Genomic DNA, 19118 nt, shown 5'->3' with positions numbered 1-19118 from the left:
CCCGTGGGCTCCGGTACGGACGGACGTGCGCAGGCGAACGCCTGTACGAATCGCGTCATGGGAAAACCGTAGGACCCGCCACTGACAACGCCCCGGCGCGATCACCCCGGGGCCCGAGCGGGCGACCGCCCGGCCCGCGTCACCGCCCGACCCGCCCCGGCCGCGGGACCCCGGTGAAGCACGGGCGGCCCGCCGCCCGCTCAGCCCGGGGAGCCCCCGCCCACCGCCCCCGCCAGCCGGCCGATCCCCTCCGCGACGGCCGCGGGCGACAGGTGCGCGTACCCGATGACGAGCCGTACGGCCCCGTCCGCCGGCCGGGCCGTGCCGTACTCCTCCAGGGTCCGCAGCGCCACCCCCGCCTCCGCCGCCCGCGCGAGGAACCGTTCCGGCGGCCCGAAGCGCGCCGGTACGCGCGCGATGACGTGCAGACCGGCCGCGATGCCGCTCACCCCGGTGCCGGGAAGGTGCTCGGCGAGTGCGGCGAGCAGCGCGTCCCGCCGCTCCCGGTAGGCCCGCTGGCAGCGGCGCAGCTGCCGGTCGTACCCGCCCCGCGTCACGAACTCCGTCAGCACGGCCTGGTCGAGCACCGGGTTGCCCAGGTCCATGGTCCGCTTCCGCTCCACCACCTCGTCCACCAGCTCCTCCGGCACGAGCGTCCAGCCGAGCCGCAGTCCGGGCGCCAGCGACTTGCTGACCGACCCGGCGTAGACGACCCGCTCGGGGTCGAGGCCCTGGAGCGCGCCGACCGGCGCCCGGTCGTACCGGAAGTCGCCGTCGTAGTCGTCCTCGAGGACGTAGCCGTCGACCGTCCGCGCCCAGTCGAGGAGGGCGGCGCGGCGCTCCGCCGACCAGCCGATCCCCGACGGGAACTGGTGCGAGGGCGTCACGACCACGGCCCGTACCCCCGAGGCGGCGAGCGGCCCCGGCCTCAGGCCCTCCCCGTCCAGCGGCAGCCGCACCGTCTCCATGCCGGTCGAGGCGAAGAGACGTCCGTGCTCGGGACTGCCGGGGTCCTCGACGCCGACCGCGCGCAGCCCCCGCGCCCGCAGGACGAAGCCCAGGAGCGTCGAGGCCTGCGCGACGCCGGAGCACACCACCAGCCGCTCCGGATCGGCCACCACGCCCCGGCGCCGCGCCAGCATCCCCGCCAGCGCCTCGCGCAGTCCGGGGAGTCCGCGCGGGTCCGGGTAGCCGAGCGCGGCGTGGGGGAGCCGCGCCAGGACCGACCGCTGCGCCGCCGCCCACGCGCTCCTCGGGAAGAGCGAGAGGTCCGGCGTCCCGGGACGGAAGTCCACCCGGACGCCCGGCGTTCCGGCGGCCGGGTCGCGGGTCCCGCGCACGGCCGCCCTGGCGGCACCGCTCACCCAGGTCCCCGCGCCCCGTTCGCCGCGCAGGTACCCCTCGGCGGTCAGCTGCTCGTACGCCTCGGTGACCAGGCCCCGGGAGACGCCCAGGTCGGCCGCGAGTTCACGGGTGGACGGCAGGCGCGTCCCGGCCGCGAGCCGCCCCGAGCGCACCGCCTCGCGCAGCGCCTCCTGGAGCGCCCTTCCCCGCCGCCGCGCCGGTGCCCCGGCGGCCGGGAGCAGCAGTTCCCACGCGGGCTGCGCCTGGGTCCGCATGTGGAGTGTCCTGTTCTCTCGTCGTGGTCCGGCCCGGAAGCCGATGGTCCGGCCCGGAACCGATGCTCCGGGTCCGCCCGGGAGCCGCGCCCCCTACGGGGAACGGTCCCACCGCGATCGGCGCGGCACCGGATTCTCCCGCAGCCAGTCGAGCCGTTCGGCGGCCTTCCGGGTCAGGGGGTGCCGCGGGCCGAAGACACGGGCGTAGTCGTCGCGGCAGCGGGTGAGGAGCCGCGCGGCCTCGTCGTGCTCGCCGTCGTCGATCAGCACGTTGGCCAGGTTGTCGCGGGTGTGGACGGTCTCCGGATGGTCGTCCCCGTACCTCCCGGACACGGCCGCGAGGACCTCGCGCAGCACCGCCGCCGCCTCCGCGTACCGCTGCCGGGCGTGCAGCACGGCCGCGAGGTTGTTGCGGGAGGCGAGCACCTCCGGGCGGTCCGCGTCCCCGGTCCGGAGCTGGGCGGCGAGCACGTCGCGCATCACCGCCTCCGCCTCGTCGAGGCGGCCCAGCCGGCACAGGGCGGCACCGAGGTTGGCCCGGGCGGAGAGGCCGACGGAGCCGTCCTGTCCGCCGTGGCGCTCCAGACGGGCGACGAGTCCGCGCAGGACCGGTTCGGCCTCGTCGTAGAGGCCGCTCCTGACCAGCGCGGCGGCGTGCAGTCCGGCGTCGGCCAGCACCGCCGGGTCGTCCGGTCCGAGCAGCAGGGTCCTGCGGTCCAGCACGTCCCGGTGGAGCGCGACGGCCTCCGCCTCCCGGCGCAGGTCCTCCAGGACCCTCGCCAGGGCGCTCGCGGCGTCCAGGGTCCGCGGATGACCGGGGCCGAGCAGTTCCGCCCGGCTGGTCCAGACGCTGCGCCAGACCTCCTCCGCCTTGACGAGGTCGCCCATGTCCCCGAGGAGGCCGGCCAGGTCGGCGGCGGTCGTCAGGGTCTCCTCGTGGACGTAACCGAGGGTCTCCGCCTGGAGGCGCACCAGATCCATGAACCGCTCGCGGGCCTCCTCCTGACGGCCCTCCGTCCGCGCCAGCACCCGTGTGTACTCCCGGAAGGCCAGCAGGGTCTCGGGGTGGTCGGGCCCCAGGCGTTCGTAGGCGGCGTTGGCCTTCATCCCGAAGAACTCGTGTGCCGGGATGCCGACCCGGGCGATCTCCTCCTCCCGCCCGTCCTCTCCCGTCAGGGTCACGACCAGGTCCGCCGCCGGGGGCTCCCGCCCGGCCGGGGGCGCGGGCGGTTCGCCCCGCCCCGCGTCGTCGTTCCGCCTCCTGCGCCATCTGGGGGTCATGTCGCGGTCGCTTCCTTCCCTCGGGATCGTCAGGCTCCGGAATGCACATGGGCGGTCCACAGGCTGGGGCTGTCCCGGAAGGCGGCGCGGCACTGCCGGACCGCCCGGTGCAGCGCGAGGGCCGCCCGCCCGGCGTCGAGCCCCCGGGGCCCGCCGTCCCCGTCGTCGAGCAGATGGCGGTAGAGGCTCCGGGTCACCCGCCCCGCCACCGCGTCGTGCACGGGCCACAGGGTGCCGATCACGTGCGGGTAGCCGGCGATCCGGAAGGCGGAGGTGATGTGGAGGGACTCGTCCGCGAGCTGCTCGGAGCCCCGCGCGGTCTCGCAGGCGGACAGCACGGCGAGCGCGGCGTCCGGCAGGTCCAGCCGGGAGACGTCCTGGACCGTCAGGGGGTGTTCCCGGTGGTCGTGCACCAGGAGCCGCGCCCGGGACGGGTCGTCCGGGTCGCTCACCCCGTGGCAGGCGAAATGCACGTACGGGTGCGCGGGCAGCGCCTCCAGGACGGTGGCGAACGTCGCGCCCGGGCCGGAGAGGACCCGGGTGGGCAGCAGCGCGCCCAGCTCCCGCACCTCCCGGCGGACGCCGCCGAGCACGCGCGTTCCGGGGGCGTCCGGCACGGCCACGGCGAGCAGGGCGCCGCCGGGGCGCCGGACCGGTGCGCGCCGCCGCGCGTAGGCCAGGGCGCGGACGGTCGGCGTGTACGAGGAGACCACCAGGTCGAGGACGGCCCGGGGGCGGGGGCCCGGCGGGTCGTCGTGGTGTCCGGCCGCGTGCAGCGGCAGCGCGGCCAGCGCCCCGACCGGCGACCACCACAGCCGGGGCCAGTCGTCGCCGGCCGGCGCGTCGAGCAGGCCGAGCCGGGCGAGGACCGGTTCGGCCACGCGGTCCCAGGTCCAGGCGAGCACCCCCGAGACGGTCTCCTGGGCGCTCCGTTCCCCGGCCGGCGAGGTCGCGGCGGCGAGTGCCCCGTCGAGCCGCGCCACCTGCTCCGCCACCGCGCCGGGACTCACGCGCGGCAGCGGCACCTGCCGCACGCCCCCGGGCAGCAGGACCAGCGCGTCGCTGCGGTAGACGCTGGAGTACGCCATGACCACGGGGCCGTGCCCGGCGCAGGCCAGGACCTCGTCGTGCGTCGGCGGTCCGAGGAAGTTCCCGAAACCCGGCAGTGCGCGGATCTCGCCCACCAGCCGCTCCCACCGGGCCGCGAGGGCGTGCCGCGCGTCGGAGCCGGGGGCGGCGGCCTCCGGGCCGGTGGCCTCGGCCTCCAGCGCGTCGATGCGGTCGCGCACCCGGGCGAGGCGCCCGGCCGCCTCCGGGTGCGCGGCGCGCAGCCGTTCCAGTTCGGCGCGGGCGGCGATCGTCTGGCCGAGCAGGACGCCGCGTCCCTGCTCCAGCAGCAGCGCCGCGTGGTCGGGCCGCCCGAGGTGCACGGCGCACGCGGCGGCGTCGGCGGCCAGCCCCTGGACACCGCTGAGCCGGTGCTCCCGGTCACCGTGCAGCAGCCGTCCGGTGAGGCCGAACGGCAGCAGCGACAGGGCCAGTTCGAATCCGGCGAGGGCCTCCTCCCACCGGCCCGCGTCACCGGCGGCCGCGCCCCAGTCGCGGGCGGCGCGGATGCGGTCGGCGGCCGGGAGGACCTCGTCCGTGGCGACCCGCCGGTAGGCGTCCTCGGCCGCGAGGAGGACCGCGGGGTCCCCGTGCGCCTCGTGCAGCGTGCGGAGCGCGGAGGCGTACGACTGGAGGTGGCCCGCGGTGCGGACGGAGCCGGGGGGCGACGCGTACACCGCGCGGCCGAGCGTGGCCACCGCCCGGTTCAGCAGCGCGTCGTCCCCGGTCGCCCGCGCCCCGGTCAGCTGCGCGAGCCCCAGGTTCTGCAGGTGGCTCGCGTGTTCCGGCCCGCCGTAGGCCGTCTCCGCCACGGCCCGGGTGAGGACGGCGACGGACTCGTCCAGGTCGGCCGGGTCCCCCCGGGCCTGGTAGCGCTTGTGCAGGGCGTTGCCGAGGTGGTTCAGCCGTGCGGCGAAGTGGGCGCTGTCCCCGGGCGTCCGGCCGAGGACCTGCCGGGCGGCCTCCACGGCCTCGGCCGCCGCGGCGGCGTCTCCCGTCCGGTCGTACCAGGTCTGGAGGATGACGCCGAGGCTGGCGAGGGGGACGGCGGGGACCAGGGGCGACCGGGGGGAGCGCAGGGCCGACCGGGCCAGCCCGGTGGCCTCCCGCAGGACCGCCAGGTCGCCGGACCGGTGGTAGAGCTCGCGCAGGACGAGCGCCAGGTTCACGACGCGGCCGAAGCGGTCCGGGTCGCCGGGGGACGACCTCGCGACGGCCTCGCGCAGGTGGCCCACGGCCTCGTCCAGCAGCGTCACGTCGCCGGTGTGCTCGCCGAGCCGGTGCGCGGCGTTGCCGAGGCTGTTCAGGCGGGCGGGGCGCGACCGGTCGGACGGGGCCGTGGCCCGTACGGCCTCGCGCAGGAGCGCGACCGACTCGCGCAGCGGGCCGGTCTCCCCGCCGTGCTCGGCCGACAGCCTCAGCGCGACTCCCAGCACGGCCAGGCCGCGCGCGTGCTCGGGGTGTCCGTCCGGCGTCGCTGCGTGCGCCGCCCGGGCCGCCGCGACCATCGCCCCGACGTCGGCCGCCGACCAGGTCCGTTCGGCCTTCTCGCGCAGGGTCTCGGCGAGCCGGAGCAGTACCGGCGCGTGCCGCGGCGAGCCGGGGGGCGTCGCCGCCAGGGCGGCTCGCAGGAGGCCGGCGGCCTCGTCCGGGGCGGGGGGCGTCCCGGCCGTCCGGGAGGCGCGGTCGAGGGCCACCGCCAGGTTGTACCGGCTGGTGGCGATGTTCTCCGCGTTCCGCGGCTCCTCGGCGGCCAGCAGGTCCAGGGCGCGTCGCAGCAGTTCCACGGCCTCCGCCGCTCCGGCCGCGTCGCCCGTCTCCTCGGCGCGCTCCGACAGGAGGGTGCCGAGCCTGTCGAGCGTCGCCGGCCGCTGTTCCGTACCGTCCGGGGGCATTCCGGCGGCCTTCCGCAGGACGGTGATCGCCGCGTCCCCGTCCGCGCGGTTCCGGCCGAGGTCGAACCGGTCCGCGAGCCCGCACCCCAGGAGGCGCAGGTCCTGCTCGTGGGGGGAGTCGCCGGCCGCCAGCAGGTGGCCCAGGCGGATCGACTCGTCCAGGTCGGGGCGTTCCCGGAAGGACCACCAGCGCTTCATCAGGACGGTGCGCAGGGCCCGGAGCCAGAACACCCGTACGTGCCCGGCGACGGGCTCCCCGTCCAGCGCGGCCCGGCACGTCCCGACGGCGGCGTCCAGCCAGGCGCGCTCGCCCGTGCGGTCGAACCGTCCGACCAGCTCGGCCACCCGGCCGGCGGACCCCCCGGCCGTTCCGTGCGCCTCCGACATCACCGACCCCCCGGTGTCACGTCTCGCCGCGGGCTCCCGGCGACGGGAACTCCACCTCTGCGATCCTACCCAAGTACCTTGTGGGGCAGGCTCGTTATACTGCGAGCGCGGTCGGCCGATCCACGGAGGTGCGGCAGTGAGCGGACCCGGGGACGACACCGCGCGAGACGGCGCCGACGCGGTGGCCGACGGGCCGGGGCACGAACGGCTGGCGGCGCTCTGCCACCGGTTCGCGTCCCCGCCGGGCATGCCGGCGCTCGGCGCGGAGGGAGACCGCCTGGTCGGGCACATCGTCACCCAGGTGCGGAACGGACGTCCCCCCGGAGAACTCGAGGACGCCTTCGACGAACTGGAGGACCGGCTCCTCGCCGCCGGCCACAGCGCGGGCCTCGGCTCCTACCGCACGGACGCCCCGCCCGCCTACCGGAGCTTCCCCGGCACCGGCCACCCCCGGCTCCACGTCCTCGCCTGCCCGCGCGGCCACTGCGCCCGCGTCGAGGCACCGGCGCCCGAGGGCGGGGAGCCGCCGGTCTGCCGCGTCTTCGGCGGACCGCTGCGCGAGGTCGGACTGCGCCCGTGAACGCGTTCCTCGGCGCGCTCGGCGGAAGGCTCGCCGAACGCTGGATGGCGCTCCTGGCGGTTCCCGGCCTGGTGTACCTCGTGACCGCGGCGGCCGCGGTCACCCTGGGCCAGGGCCACTGGCACGACGCCGGGCGGCTGCGGGCGCGGCTCGACTCCCTGGCGGCCGCCCCCGGCGCCCACAGCGCGGGAACCCTCGCGGTGGCCGCGGTCGCCGTGCTGGCCGGGGCGGCGATGACCGGGGCCGTCGCCCAGGCCGGCGGGGCGCTGGTCGAGAAGGTCTGGCTCGTCGACGCGCGCGGACCGCTGACCCGCCGTCTGGCCGGGCGCCGGGCGCGCCGCTGGCGGGAGGCCGACGCCGGGTACCGGGCGGCCCTGGTCGCCGCGGGCCGGGCCCGGATCGGCGGCGCGGCCGACGCCGCCGCCCTCACGGAACGGGCGGAACTGCGCCGCGCCGCCCGTGACCGGATCTCCCCGGTCCCGCCCCGGCACCCGTTCTGGACCGGTGACAGGATCACCGCCCCGGACCGGCGCGTCCGGCGCGCCTACCGCCTGGACCTGACCCTCGCCTGGCCCCACCTGTGGCTCCTCGCCCCCGACCCGGCCCGGGCCGAACTGACCGCCGTGCGCACGGCGCTGAGCGCGGCGGCCCGCCTCACGGCCTGGGGCGCGGCGTACCTCCTGCTGTCCGTCTGGTGGTGGCCGGCCGCCCTGATCGGAGCGGCCGCGGCGGCGACGGGCGTGGCACGCGGCCGCGCGGCGGCCGCCGCGTTCGCGGAGCTGGCCGAGGCGCTGGCCGACCTGCACGGCAGGGACCTGGCGGTGGCGGTGGGCGTGGAGTGCGAGGGGCGCCTCGACCCCGCCGTGGGGGAGAAGGTGACACGGCTGCTGGGCAAGCCGGACTGACGGGGCGCCCGAAGTGGTCCCCGACGGCGGCCCGGAAGTGGACCTCAACCGGGGCCGCGCGGGTTCCTAACGTCGGGTCCATGAACGCGAACTCCCTGCGCGGGGTCCTGGTCGTGACCCTCGCCTACGCCCTCGTCGGCGCCTCCTTCACCGCCAACGGCCTGCTGGGCGCCTACCCGTACGCGGGCGGGCAGGCACTCCGCTACGGCGCCGCCTGCCTGCTCCTGCTCCCGCTGCTCGGCCGGGGCGGACTCCTCCCGCTCCGGCTCCTCGCCCCCCGCCACTGGCTGCGGATCGCCGCCCTCGCGGCCGTCGGCATGATCGGCTTCAACCTCGCGGTCCTGGCCGCCGAGCGGAGCGCCGAACCGGCCGTCCCGGGCGTCCTGGTCGGGTGCGCGCCGGTCGTCGTCGCCGTCCTGGTCCCGCTGGCGGAGGGCCGCAGACCCGCCCGCGCCGTGCTGTACGGGGCGCTGCTCGTCACCGCCGGCGCGTTCACGGTGCAGGGCTGGGGGCGTACGGATCTCGCCGGGATCGGCTGGTCGGTGGCGGCGCTCGCGGGCGAGGTGGGCTTCACGGCGCTCGCCGTCCCGGTGCTGCGGCTGCTCGGTCCGAAGCTGCTCACGGCGACGGTCTGCGGGGTCGGCGCGGTGGAGGCGGCGCTGCTCGGTCTGGCCGTGGACGGCGCGGACTTCGTACGGACGCCGACGGCCGTGGAGGCGGGGGCCCTGGTCTGGCAGGCGGCCCTGGCCACGGTCGTCGGGTTCGTCCTCTTCTACAGGGGCGTCCAGCGGATCGGCATGGAGCGGGCCACCCTCTTCACCGGGGCGATCCCGGTCGCCGCCGCGCTGAGCGCCGCCCTGGTCGCGGACGCCGCCTTCGGCGTCCCGCAGGCGGTCGGCGGTCTGCTGGTGGGGGCCGGCGCCGCCCTGGGCACCGGCCTGTTCACCCGCGCGGGGCGGCCGGTCTCAGCGGCTGCCGTCCAGGATCACGCGCGCGACGAGAGCCGGGTCGTCGTTCATGGGCACGTGGCCGCAGCCGGGCAGCCGGACCAGCCGCGCGGCGGGCAGGACCCGCTTCGCCCGCACGCCCTGACGGCGCAGGAGCAGCCGGTCGCGGCTGCCCCAGGCGACGGTGACGGGCACCGAGGGGAGGTCGTCGCGCCAGAGCACGGTACGGCCCGCCGCCAGGGTCTGGTGGAAACCGGTCGCGCCGCGCAGGGCGAGCGTCTCGGCGACGACCGCCTCGGGTGAACGCCGCGCGGGCCGGGCGTAGATGGTGCTGGTGAGGGCGGTGCGCCCGGCGGGGGTGCGGGAGAGCCGTTCGATCACCGGGACGGGCATCGACAGGGCCGCGCCGCGCATGGCCCGCAGCGTCCCGAAGGCGTACCGCCGCTCGGCCTCCGTCCAGAAGCCGGCGGGGGAGAGGGCGGTGACCGAGCGCACCTGCTTCTCCCGGCCGAGTCCGAGCGCCAGCAGTCCGCCGAGCGAGTTCCCGGCCACGTGCGGGCGTTCGACGCCGAGCGCCTCGCAGAAGGCGTGGAGGACGGGGACGACGGTGGGCAGGTCGTGCGGGGTGCCCTCCGGCAGTCCGTCGGAGGCGCCGAAGCCGGGCAGGTCCACGGCGATCACGTCCCGCTCGGCGGCCAGGACGTCGAGGACGGGTTCCCAGGCCTGCCAGTGGTGCCCGATGCCGTGGAGGAGGAGGAGCGGATCGCCCGCCCCCCTCCTCTCGTACACCAGGGTCGTGCCGCGGGGACCCGTGGGGGTCTCGGTCGTGAACGTGATCCGTGCGGGCATGCGCACTCCCTGTCGTGACACTCCTGGACGACCCGTCAGTAAGGATTACCGGTCGGTAGCCGGGAGTTCAAGGGTCCGGCCGGGAGTTCGGGGTCCGGGCCCGGCCGGGAACGGCCCCCGGGAGCACGGCTCCGGCCGGGCGTTCCGGCGACTGGACAGGCCGGGGGCGGTGAGCTGGGATGGGCGGGTGGCCACCGACATCCCGACCGACACCCTGACCGAACTCTTCGAGGAGCACCGGCCGGTCCTCCTCGGCGTCGCCTACCGGATGCTCGGCCGCGCCGCCGACGCCGAGGACGTCGTCCAGGAGGCGTGGCTGCGCTGGACCGCCGAGGACCGGGCCGCCGTCCGCGAGCCGCGCGCCTTCCTCGTGCGGATCACCACCCGCCTCGCCATCGACCGGCTGCGCCTCGCCCACACCCGCCGCGAGACCTACGTCGGCCCCTGGCTGCCCGAACCCGTCGTCACCGACTTCGGCCCGGCCGCCCCCGACACCGCCGAACGCGCCCTGCTCGCCGACTCCGTCTCGCTCGCCGTCCTGGTCGTCCTCGAATCCCTCTCCCCCCTGGAGCGGGCCGTCTTCGTGCTGCGCGAGGCCTTCGGCTTCCCGTACGGGGAGATCGCCACCGTCCTCGACCGCTCCGAGGCCGCCGTGCGCCAGCTCGCCGGGCGGGCCCGGCGCCACGTCGACGAGGGCAGACCGCGCTACGACGTCGACCCGGCCGAGCGCCGCGACCTCACCGAACGCTTCCTCGCCGCCGCGACCGGGGGCGACCTCGGGGAACTCCTCGCCCTGCTCGCCCCGGACGCGCGCCTCGTCGGCGACAGCGGCGGCAAGGCCAAGGCACCCCTGCGGGTCATCGAGACCGCCGACAAGGTCGGACGCTTCCTCGCCGCCGTGATCGGGGGCGTGGACCTCCGCGGCCACCGTCTCGTCGAGGTCAACGGGGGCCCGGCGCTGGTGGTGTTCGCCGACGGACGACCCGACACGGTGCTCCAGATCGAGGTCGGGGACGGCCTCGTCCGCGCCGTCCACATCATCCGCAACCCCGACAAGTTCCACGGCCTGTCCGGCCTCCGGCCCGCCGGGTCCGGCAAGGACGGGAGGGCCCCCCACCGCGCGGTGTGAGGCCCCCTCGCCCGTCAGCGGGCCGGGAACGGGTGCGGGCGGGCGTCACACACCCGCGACCGACCGGATCCAGGAGCGGTACGCCGTCACGTTGGTGTAGGCCGTGGTGGTCTGGCGGTCGCTGGTGGAGGCGACGCCGACCTGGGCTCCGGCGGCCATCATCGGACCGCCGGAGTCGCCGCCCGCGGTGATGCCGTCGCCCCGGCGGGCGCAGATCGCGGAGCCGCCGTAGGCGTCGGTGCAGCCGCTGGTGACGGTGACGTTGGCGACCTTCAGGTAGCGGGACTGGCAGCTGGCCTCCGAGCCGCACTGGGACGTGGCGCCCCAGCCGTACACCTGGACGTTCTGGCCGACGCGCACGGTGCCCGGCTGGCCGAGCGTGGCGTAGGTCGCCTGCACGGAACGGTCGAGCCGGACGAGGGCCAGGTCCGCGCCGTGCGTGTAGGTCTGGACGCCGTTGGCCGTGGTGCCGCCGCTGTACTGGTCGAGGCTGCCGATCCGGAACGAGAGGCCGCCGCCCGTGACGCAGTGCTTGGCGGTGAGGATCCAGGTCGGGGCGATGATCGTGGCCGAACAGGTCTCCCGGCCGTTCGAGAGCAGCCGGGCCGCCCACGGGGCGTTGGAGGCGTAGCCCCCGCCGATGATGGGCTGCACGGCCTGTACGGCCGGTGCCGCGGGCGCCGGGGCCGCGCTCGCGGTGGGGGAGAGGAGGGCGAGGACGGAGACCGCCGCCGCCGCGAGGGCGGGCAGGAGCCGCGAAGGGCGCATGGTTCCTCTATTCGGAGGGCACGCCGGACGGGCGTGCGGGTGGGGGGCGTGCGGCCCGCGAGGAGCCGCGCGCATGCCGGAACGCCGCCGGCGGGGCGGTGGTTCGGCATGGACATGACCCATGATTCCGAAGGGGAGGACGGACGGGGTAATAGCACTTGGGCATAACGCGGTGCTCTCCCCGGGGGAGGGGGGCGGGGGCGCTCCTCGCGGGCCCGGGGACGTCCCCCGCGCATCCGGGGCCCGGACCCCGGGCCCCGGGCCCCGGCCCCGGATGCGCGGGGGCGCAGGGGCGCGGGAGGCGATCCTCTCCTCCGCCCCCGCGCCTCTCACCCCTCCGAGGGTCCGGAAGGCCCCGGTGAACCGGCCGGCAGCGTGGGCAGGTACCGGGGCGCCCGCCACGCGTCCAGCCGCCGCTCCACCGCGGCCCCCAGCGAGAGCAGTTCCGCGTCCCGGTGGTCACCGGACATCAGGAGCAGGCCGACGGGCAGTTCGCCCACGAAGCCGGCGGGCACCGACAGCGACGGATAGCCCGCGACGGCGGCCGGGGTGGACGACGGGATCACGTCGTTGTCGCCCCGGGCGCAGTCGGTCGTCCAGGCGGGCGGATTCGTCGGGGCCGCGATGGCGTCCAGACGGTACGCGGCGAGCGTCTCGTCGACGGACCGCCGGGAGAGGTCCTTCAGCTCCGCCCGCGCCGCCCGGTACCCCGGGTCCGTCACCGGCGGCGCGGCCAGCGCCTGTTCGAACAGCTCCTGCCCCGCGAAGCAGGACCGCTCGGCGGGGTGGGCACGGTTGAAGGCGATCAGTCCGGCGAGGTCACGGGGTCCCCCGCGCGTGGCGAGATAGGCGTCGATGTCCCGGTGGAACTCGGTCAGGAGCGCCGGGAACTCCAGCTCGGCGAGCCTCTCCTGGTACGGCGGCACCACCTCGACCACCTGCGCCCCCGCCTCCCGCAGCCGCGCCGCCGTCCGGGTCATCAGGGCGTCCACCCCGGGCCCGAGCGAGGGGAGCCGCCACAGCCCGATCCGTTTGCCGCGCAGCCCGGCGGGCCGCGTGGCCGCCTCCGTGAGGCCGGGCGAGCCGGGCCGTACGGTGTCGCGGCCGCTGAGCACCGCCAGGGTGAGCGCCGCGTCGGTCACGTTGCGCGCCATCGGGCCGGCCGTGTCCTGCTCGGCCGAGATCGGCACCACGCCCGCCGGACCGACCAGCCCCAGGCTGGGCTTGTGGCCGACCACCCCGTTCATCCCGGCCGGGCACACCACGGAACCGTCCGTCTCCGTGCCGATCGCCACCTGCGCGAGCGAGGCGGCGACCGCGGCGCCCGACCCCGACGAGGACCCGCAGGGGTTGCGGTCCAGGACGTACGGGTTGTGCGTCTGGCCGCCCACCGCCGACCAGCCGGACGTCGGCCGCGCCGCCCGGAAGTTGGCCCACTCGGACATGTTGGTCTTGCCGAGGATCACCGCGCCCGCCGCCCGCAGCCTCGTCACCAGGGCCGCGTCCCGGCCCGGCGGGCTCCCGGCCAGGGCGAGCGATCCGGCCGTCGTCGACAGGCCGACGGTCTCGATGTTGTCCTTGACGAGGACGGGAATGCCGTCGAGCGGGCCGCGGGCCCTCCCCAGCCGGTGCCGGACGTCGCTGGCGGCCGCCTGCGACAGGGCCGTCGGGTCGGTGCGCAGCACCGCGTGGATCTTCGGGTCGACGGCCTCGATCCGGCGCAGGTACGCCAGGGTCAGTGCCGTCGAGGTCAGCGAACCCCGCGCCATGCGCTCCTGCAGCGCGGGGATCGTCGCCGTGTCGAGGTCGAGCCCGCGGACCGGGGACGGCGCCCGCACCGGGCCGCTCCCCGCCGGACCGGCCGCGAACCCCGCCGGACCGTAGGACTCCGTCCCGGCCCCGGACGGGAACGCGATCCGCGCGGGACCGTACGCCCCGGACCGGGACGCGATCCCCGCCGTGCCCTCCGTCCCGGCCGAGGTCCGCGCCGTTCCGTCCCGTCTGGGCGGTCCGGCCGCCTCCGCGCCCGGGGCGGGCGCGCCCACCGCCAGGGGAGCCGCGACCAGGGCGGCGAGCAGGACCGCCGCGCCCCGCCGCCCCGTGCTCCCCGTGCTCCTCGTGACCGTGCTTCTTCTTCTCGTCATGGCGGGCAAGCCCACTACGGGAGCACCCGCCGCACAAGACCGCCCCACGGGGGACGGCGGCTTTCCACCGCCGCCGCGCGACCGCACGAACCACGGCCTTCCCGCCCCCGAGGAGGGGGTTTTCCGCCACGGGCGCCCCACGGGGGTACGAACGTCCTGTGAACGATCGAGGCCGGAGGGTCACATCCCGGGGTTTTCACCGGAGGATTGGTCTTGACCAAGGGGGTGGCTCGCTTTATGGTCGCAGAGTTAGTGCAGGAACCTTTAATAAACAAGGGCGCGGAAAACGCCGCGGGACACGGCGAATTGCGGAGGATCAGGGTGGGGACCACGCAGCTGGCATCGGTGGCGGAGCCGAAGTACCAGCACCTCAAGACAGTCATCGGCGAAGCGCTCGACTCCGACTTCGCGGTCGGGGAGATCCTGCCCAACGAGCGCGAGCTCGCGGCGCGCTTCGGCGTCGCCCGCGCCACGCTCCGGCAGGCCCTGGAGCAGCTGGAGCTGGAAGGGCGTCTCCAGCGCCGCCGCGGCGTCGGCACCACGGTCGCCCCGCCGCGCGTCGGCGTGGACGTCTCCACCGCCCAGCACGCCTGGCCGGGCGCCGGGGACGAGGCCTGGCAGTCCCTCGACTCCGCCTCCGACGTCGCTCCGCCCGCCGTCGCCCGTCTCCTGGAGACCGGCGACGGAGAGCGGACGCATGTCGTCCGCCGCCTCCGGATCACCCAGGGCCAGCCGGTCGCAGCCGAACTGATCTACGTGCCGACCGCCTCCGTCCCGGGCCTCGGAGCCGTCGACGCCCCCGCCGGCCCGGCCCGCGCCCGCGCCGTGCTCCGTGAGCTCCGGCGCCTCGCCCTCGACGGGCAGGACCGCTCCGTCGAACTCGGCTCCGCCCGCGCCGACGACGCCAAGGAGCTGGACCGGCTGCCGGGCGCACCCGTCCTCGTGGTGACGACCCGCTACCTCTCCGGGGGCCGCACCGCCGCCGTCTCCGTGGCCACCTACCGCGCCGACACCTGCCGCCTCACCTTCGGCGACTCGGGCGACCTGGTCATGGCCTCGTAGGACCCGCCCGCCCGTTCCGCCCCCGGCGACGCCGGGCACCGGCCCGCCCGGGACCGCCCCTCCGGCGGTTCAGCGGCGGGCCGTCACCGTGCCGTCCACCGCGAACAGCTGCTCCTCGACGTGGTCGAGGGCGAGCCGCAGCGCCCCCGTGCCCACCGCGGCCTCGCCCAGCAGGGACAGCACCACCCGGGGCGGCCGCAGACAGAACCGGGCCAGCTCCTCGCGGAGCGGCGGGAGCACCCCGTCGAGACCGGCCGCCCAGCCGCCGACCACCACCAGCTCGGGGTCGATCGCCAGGACGAGCGCCGCCACGTCGTGCACGAGGCGCTGGATGAACCGCTCCACCGCCGCCCCGGCCCGCGCGTCGCCCTCGCGCGCCAGCGCGAAGACCTCGGCGACCGCCTGCTCGTCCAGCGGGTGCAGCGGCTCGTCCGTCGTCGAGAGCAGGTGCTCGGGGGTGACGCCCCGGCCGAGGAGGTGGAGGGCGCCGATCTCCCCGGCCGCCCCGCCGAAGCCCCGGTGCAGCCGGCCGCCGATCAGCGACCCGGCGCCCGGGCTCAGCCCGGCCAGGACGAACACGATGTCGTCGGAGTCGGTCGCGGCACCCTTCCAGTGCTCGGCGACGGCCGCCGCGTTGGCGTCGTTCTCCACGATCACCGGGCAGCGGAAGGAGCGCCGCAGCCGCTCGCCGAGGGCCAGTCCCGTCCACCCGGGCAGCGCCGTGCCGAGCCGTACCGTCCCGTCGGCCTCCACGATGCCGGGCGAACCCACGCCCACGGCCCGCAGACTGGACCGGGCGACCCCGGCCCTGCGCAGCACGTCCGCGACGACCGCGCGGACCCGGTCCAGCCGCTCGTCCGCCGGCGCCGACTCGGACACGTCGCGGGAGCCGGCGCCGATGATCCGCCCGTCCAGGCCGGAGAGCAGGGCCGCGACCCGGTGCGGGCCGATCTCGATGCCGAGGAGGTGACCCGCCTCCGCGCGGAAGCGGAACCTCCGTGCCGGGCGTCCCTGGCGCCGGGCCCCGCCCTCCTCGGGAGCCGACTCGACGACGAGCCCGCCCTCCATGAGGCCTTCGACGACCCCCTCGACGGTGGGCCGCGACAGGCCGGTGACGCGGGTCAGGTCCGTGAGCGTGGGCGCGTCGGCGCCCCGCAGCGCATGGAGTACCACCGCGGAGTTGATCCGCCGCAGCAGAGACGGGTCTCCGCCGGTCAGCCGCCCCACCGTGTCCTCCCAGCTCGCGCACCTGTCAGGCGGATGGTACTCAATGGGTCCGGTCGCGGGGAGGGGCGCCCCGTCACGCTTGGGTGACGTTCCGTGCCCGCTCCCGCCCGGCGCTCGTCCCCGGCGGCGACCGCTCCACCGGCCCGACGGCCACCACCGCGCTCCACGGGGACCACCGCGCTCCACGAGGACCGCGAAGCGGAACGGGGCGCGGCGGACGACGCGGCTCCGTCCGCCGGCGCCCGCCCTACGTCTCCGTCCGCCGCTCGATCCCCGCCGCCTCGCGGAGCCGGGCGAACTCCTCGGCCATCGCCGCCGTCGACCAGTGGGCGTTCAGGCCGCTCGGACTGGGCAGCGCCCAGATCCGGGTGGTCCCGATCGTGCGCTCCTGCGGCCCGACGGCCGCCTTCGGCTCGTCGAAGGCCGCGCGGTACGCCGTGACGCCGGCGATCGCGAGCCAGCGCGGCGCCAGCCGCTCCACCCGTTCGGTCAGCAGCCGCCCGCCCTCCAGGTACTCCTCGCGGGTCAGTTCGTCGGCCCGCGCGGACGGCCGTTCCACCACGTTCGTGATCCCGAGCCCGTACGCGAGGAGTTCTTCCTGCTCGTCCGGCCGCAGCTGCCTCGGGGTGAACCCCGACAGGTGCAGCACCGGCCAGAACCGGTTGCCGGGCCGGGCGAAGTGATGGCCCGACGCCGCCGTCATCAGCCCCGGGTTGATCCCGCAGAAGAGCACCGAGAGGCCGGGCGCGACCACGTCCGGAACGACGCGGTCGCGAGCGGCCTCCAGCTCCTGCCGGGTGAACCGGGGGGACGGGGTCAGAGGATCGCCCCGGGGGTGTAGGCGGCGGCCTCCGGGTGCTGCTTGAGGATCTCCTCGACGCGGGAGACCACGGACGCGACCTGGTCGGCGGCGGCGCCCGTGAAGGACAGCTTGTCCGCCATCAGTTCGTCGAGCCGCGCCCGGTCCAGCGGGATGCGCTCGTCGGCGGCCAGCTTGTCGAGCAGCTCGTTGCGCTCGGCGCCCTGCTCGCGCATCGCGAGGGCGGAGGCGACCGCGTTCTCCTTGATCGCCTCGTGGGCGACCTCGCGGCCGACCCCGGCGCGCACGGCGCCCATGAGGACCTTGGTGGTCGCCAGGAACGGCAGGTAGCGGTCCAGCTCGCGGGCGACGACGGCCGGGAAGGCGCCGAACTCGTCGAGCACGGTCAGGAAGGTCTCCAGGAGGCCGTCCAGGGCGAAGAAGGCGTCCGGCAGCGCGACCCGGCGGACCACGGAGCAGGACACGTCGCCCTCGTTCCACTGGTCGCCGGCCAGCTCGCCGGTCATCGAGGCGTAGCCGCGCAGGATGACCATGAGGCCGTTGACGCGCTCGCAGGAGCGGGTGTTCATCTTGTGCGGCATCGCCGAGGAGCCGACCTGGCCGGGCTTGAAGCCCTCGGTGACCAGTTCGTGGCCCGCCATCAGACGGATCGTCTTGGCGGTCGAGGACGGCGCGGCGGCCAGCTGGACCAGGGTGGTGACCACGTCGTAGTCGAGCGAGCGGGGGTAGACCTGGCCGACCGAGGTGAAGGCGTGCGCGAAGCCGAGGTGCCCGGCGATCCGCCGCTCCAGCTCGGCCAGCTTCCCGGCGTCGCCGCCGAGCAGGTCCAGCATGTCCTGCGCGGTGCCGACCGGACCCTTGATGCCGCGCAGCGGGTAGCGGCCGAGCAGCTCCTCCAGGCGGGCGTACGCCACGAGCAGTTCGTCCGCCGCCGTCGCGAAGCGCTTGCCGAGGGTGGTGGCCTGGGCGGCGACGTTGTGCGAGCGGCCGGCCATCACCAGCTCCGCGTACTCGGCGGAGAGCCTGCCCAGGCGGGCGAGGACGGCGACCGTGCGGTCCCGCATCAGTTCGAGGGAGAGCCGGATCTGCAGCTGCTCGACGTTCTCGGTGAGGTCGCGCGAGGTCATGCCCTTGTGGACGTGCTCGTGGCCGGCGAGGGCGTTGAACTCCTCGATGCGGGCCTTCACGTCGTGCCGGGTGACCTTCTCGCGCTCGGCGATGGAGCCGAGGTCGACCTGGTCGAGGACGCGCTCGTAGTCGGCGAGGGCCTCCTCCGGAACCTCGATCCCGAGGTCCTTCTGCGCGCGCAGCACGGCGAGCCACAGCCGGCGCTCCAGCCTCACCTTCTGCTCGGGGGACCAGAGGACGGCGAGCTCCGCGGAGGCGTAGCGGCCGGCCAGAACGTTGGGGATGCGGGGCTTCGCAGTCACAGCAGTCACGTGGACAGAGTTTACCTGGCGGTTTCTGCAGGTCGGCGCCGCCGTTCGATGTGGAGCTTGCTACGAGACGCGGGTCACGCGGCCCCGCCGCGCCGCACCCCGCGCCGCCCCGGACGGTCCCGTCGTGCCTTCCCCGCGCGGCCTTCCCGCCACCCCGGTCACGGGCCGGCCGGAGGCTCGTACGGGAGGAGTTCCGGGCGCTTGGGCGGGCGGCCGTCGCCGGAGGACCGGCCGGTCAGCCGCCGTCCGATCCAAGGGCCCAGGTGCTGCCTGGCGAAGCGGGCGTCGGCGGCCCGCCGGCTCGCCCAGGGGATCGGCGCGGCCGGCGGCAGCGGCGCCCGCCAGTCCTCCGCGGGCTCCAGGCCGAGCGCCTGCCACACGGCCTCGGCGACCCGCCGGTGCCCCTCGGCCGTCAGATGGAGCCGGTCCACGTCCCACAGCCGGGGGTCGCCGAGGGACGGAGCCCCGTACAGGTCCACGACCAGGGCCCCGTGCCGGGCGGCGAGCGCGTCGATGTGGGCGAACAGCTCCTCCATCCGGGGCCGGAAGCGCTCCATCACGGGGCCGTTCCGGCCGGGGCTGCGCATGAGGACCAGCTGCCCGCAGGCGGGTGTGAGGCGTTCCACTGCCTCGGTGAGGAGGTCCCGCACCCGGACCATGTCGACCTTGGGACGCAGGGTGTCGTTGAGGCCGCCGACGAGGGTCACCACATCGGCCTCCATCGTTGCGGCCGGGCCGACTTGCTCCTCGACGATCTGCCGGATGAGCTTGCCGCGCACGGCGAGGTTCGCGTACCGGAAGCCGGGGGAGCGGGCGGCGAGCCGGCCGGCCAGGACGTCGGCCCAGCCTCCGTAGGAGCCGTCGGGCCTCAGGTCCGACATACCCTCTGTGAAGCTGTCGCCGAGGGCGACGAAACTGTTGTACGTGGCATTGATCTCCATGGCGGAGCGATCATACCG

The 19118-nt window shown here is 76.3% G+C and carries 14 protein-coding genes; 4 read left to right on the top strand and 10 right to left on the bottom strand.

Annotated elements, in window-relative coordinates; all coding sequences use genetic code 11:
• Positions 1 to 200 precede the first annotated feature (200 nt).
• The 3 genes from pdxR to ACZ3IL_RS22935 all read right to left on the bottom strand — a co-directional run bounded on the left by pdxR (position 201) and on the right by ACZ3IL_RS22935 (position 6289).
• Positions 201 to 1619, bottom strand: a complete 1419-nt coding sequence (pdxR, locus tag ACZ3IL_RS22945; protein ID WP_467392819.1) for a MocR-like pyridoxine biosynthesis transcription factor PdxR — start codon at positions 1617 to 1619, stop codon at positions 201 to 203.
• A 93-nt stretch (positions 1620 to 1712) separates the two neighbouring features.
• Entirely contained in the window at positions 1713 to 2900 is a 1188-nt protein-coding gene (locus tag ACZ3IL_RS22940) for a tetratricopeptide repeat protein (RefSeq protein WP_467392817.1), read from the bottom strand.
• 29 nt (positions 2901 to 2929) lie between these two features.
• Positions 2930 to 6289 (bottom strand): CHAT domain-containing protein, encoded by a 3360-nt coding sequence (locus ACZ3IL_RS22935; RefSeq protein ID WP_467392815.1) that lies wholly within the window; start codon positions 6287 to 6289, stop codon positions 2930 to 2932.
• A 136-nt stretch (positions 6290 to 6425) separates the two neighbouring features.
• Between ACZ3IL_RS22935 and ACZ3IL_RS22930 the strand changes: the two genes are divergently transcribed.
• Together ACZ3IL_RS22930 and ACZ3IL_RS22925 are read left to right on the top strand one after the other, a co-directional pair.
• The gene (locus tag ACZ3IL_RS22930; RefSeq protein WP_467392813.1) at positions 6426 to 6869 is read left to right on the top strand and encodes a hypothetical protein; all 444 of its coding nucleotides are present in this window, start codon (positions 6426 to 6428) and stop codon (positions 6867 to 6869) included.
• Entirely contained in the window at positions 6866 to 7774 is a 909-nt protein-coding gene (locus tag ACZ3IL_RS22925; protein ID WP_467392811.1) for a hypothetical protein, read from the top strand. The genes ACZ3IL_RS22930 and ACZ3IL_RS22925 overlap by 4 nt, the downstream gene beginning before the upstream one ends.
• Positions 7775 to 8739: 965 nt before the next feature.
• Here the strand turns inward: ACZ3IL_RS22925 and ACZ3IL_RS22920 are convergent.
• Positions 8740 to 9570, bottom strand: coding sequence for an alpha/beta fold hydrolase (locus tag ACZ3IL_RS22920; RefSeq protein ID WP_467392809.1), 831 nt, complete (start codon positions 9568 to 9570; stop codon positions 8740 to 8742).
• A gap of 199 nt (positions 9571 to 9769) precedes the next feature.
• Here ACZ3IL_RS22920 and sigJ point away from each other — a divergent pair, with 199 nt between their 5' ends.
• Positions 9770 to 10699: an RNA polymerase sigma factor SigJ gene (sigJ, locus tag ACZ3IL_RS22915; protein ID WP_467392916.1), complete on the top strand. Its 930-nt coding sequence runs from the start codon at positions 9770 to 9772 to the stop codon at positions 10697 to 10699.
• Positions 10700 to 10744: 45 nt separating this feature from the next.
• Here sigJ and ACZ3IL_RS22910 read toward each other — a convergent pair whose 3' ends face one another.
• Positions 10745 to 11467, bottom strand: coding sequence for a S1 family peptidase (locus ACZ3IL_RS22910; RefSeq protein ID WP_467392807.1), 723 nt, complete (start codon positions 11465 to 11467; stop codon positions 10745 to 10747).
• Between the two features lie 329 nt (positions 11468 to 11796).
• Positions 11797 to 13611 (bottom strand): amidase, encoded by a 1815-nt coding sequence (locus ACZ3IL_RS22905; RefSeq protein ID WP_467392805.1) that lies wholly within the window; start codon positions 13609 to 13611, stop codon positions 11797 to 11799.
• Positions 13612 to 13932: 321 nt separating this feature from the next.
• Between ACZ3IL_RS22905 and ACZ3IL_RS22900 the strand changes: the two genes are divergently transcribed.
• Positions 13933 to 14673, top strand: a complete 741-nt coding sequence (locus ACZ3IL_RS22900) for a GntR family transcriptional regulator (protein WP_467392803.1) — start codon at positions 13933 to 13935, stop codon at positions 14671 to 14673.
• Positions 14674 to 14742: 69 nt separating this feature from the next.
• Here the strand turns inward: ACZ3IL_RS22900 and ACZ3IL_RS22895 are convergent, their stop codons facing one another.
• From ACZ3IL_RS22895 to ACZ3IL_RS22880, 4 genes are all read right to left on the bottom strand, one after another.
• Positions 14743 to 15900: an ROK family transcriptional regulator gene (locus ACZ3IL_RS22895; RefSeq protein ID WP_467392801.1), complete on the bottom strand. Its 1158-nt coding sequence runs from the start codon at positions 15898 to 15900 to the stop codon at positions 14743 to 14745.
• A gap of 247 nt (positions 15901 to 16147) precedes the next feature.
• Entirely contained in the window at positions 16148 to 16654 is a 507-nt protein-coding gene (mug, locus tag ACZ3IL_RS22890) for a G/U mismatch-specific DNA glycosylase (protein ID WP_467392799.1), read from the bottom strand.
• A 62-nt stretch (positions 16655 to 16716) separates the two neighbouring features.
• Positions 16717 to 18159 carry an adenylosuccinate lyase gene (purB, locus tag ACZ3IL_RS22885; RefSeq protein WP_467392797.1) on the bottom strand — a complete coding sequence of 481 codons (1443 nt, stop codon included), beginning with the start codon at positions 18157 to 18159 and terminating at the stop codon, positions 16717 to 16719.
• Between the two features lie 158 nt (positions 18160 to 18317).
• Entirely contained in the window at positions 18318 to 19100 is a 783-nt protein-coding gene (locus ACZ3IL_RS22880; RefSeq protein WP_467392795.1) for an SGNH/GDSL hydrolase family protein, read from the bottom strand.
• Positions 19101 to 19118: the final 18 nt, after the last annotated feature.

The sequence above is a fragment of the Streptomyces sp. NPDC014907 genome (genome assembly GCF_055562975.1).
The sequence above is the reverse complement of the archived record's forward strand: the minus strand, read 5'-3'. Positions and strand labels throughout refer to the sequence as shown.

Excerpts from the sequence above, each read along its gene's own strand:
- ACZ3IL_RS22910 (WP_467392807.1), bottom strand. The coding sequence starts at position 11,467 with ATGCGCCCTTCGCGGCTCCTGCCCGCCCTCGCGGCGGCGGCGGTCTCC.
- pdxR (WP_467392819.1), bottom strand. The coding sequence starts at position 1,619 with ATGCGGACCCAGGCGCAGCCCGCGTGGGAACTGCTGCTCCCGGCCGCC.
- ACZ3IL_RS22935 (WP_467392815.1), bottom strand. The coding sequence starts at position 6,289 with ATGTCGGAGGCGCACGGAACGGCCGGGGGGTCCGCCGGCCGGGTGGCC.
- ACZ3IL_RS22905 (WP_467392805.1), bottom strand. The coding sequence starts at position 13,611 with ATGACGAGAAGAAGAAGCACGGTCACGAGGAGCACGGGGAGCACGGGG.
- ACZ3IL_RS22920 (WP_467392809.1), bottom strand. The coding sequence starts at position 9,570 with ATGCCCGCACGGATCACGTTCACGACCGAGACCCCCACGGGTCCCCGC.
- ACZ3IL_RS22880 (WP_467392795.1), bottom strand. The coding sequence starts at position 19,100 with ATGGAGATCAATGCCACGTACAACAGTTTCGTCGCCCTCGGCGACAGC.
- ACZ3IL_RS22940 (WP_467392817.1), bottom strand. The coding sequence starts at position 2,900 with ATGACCCCCAGATGGCGCAGGAGGCGGAACGACGACGCGGGGCGGGGC.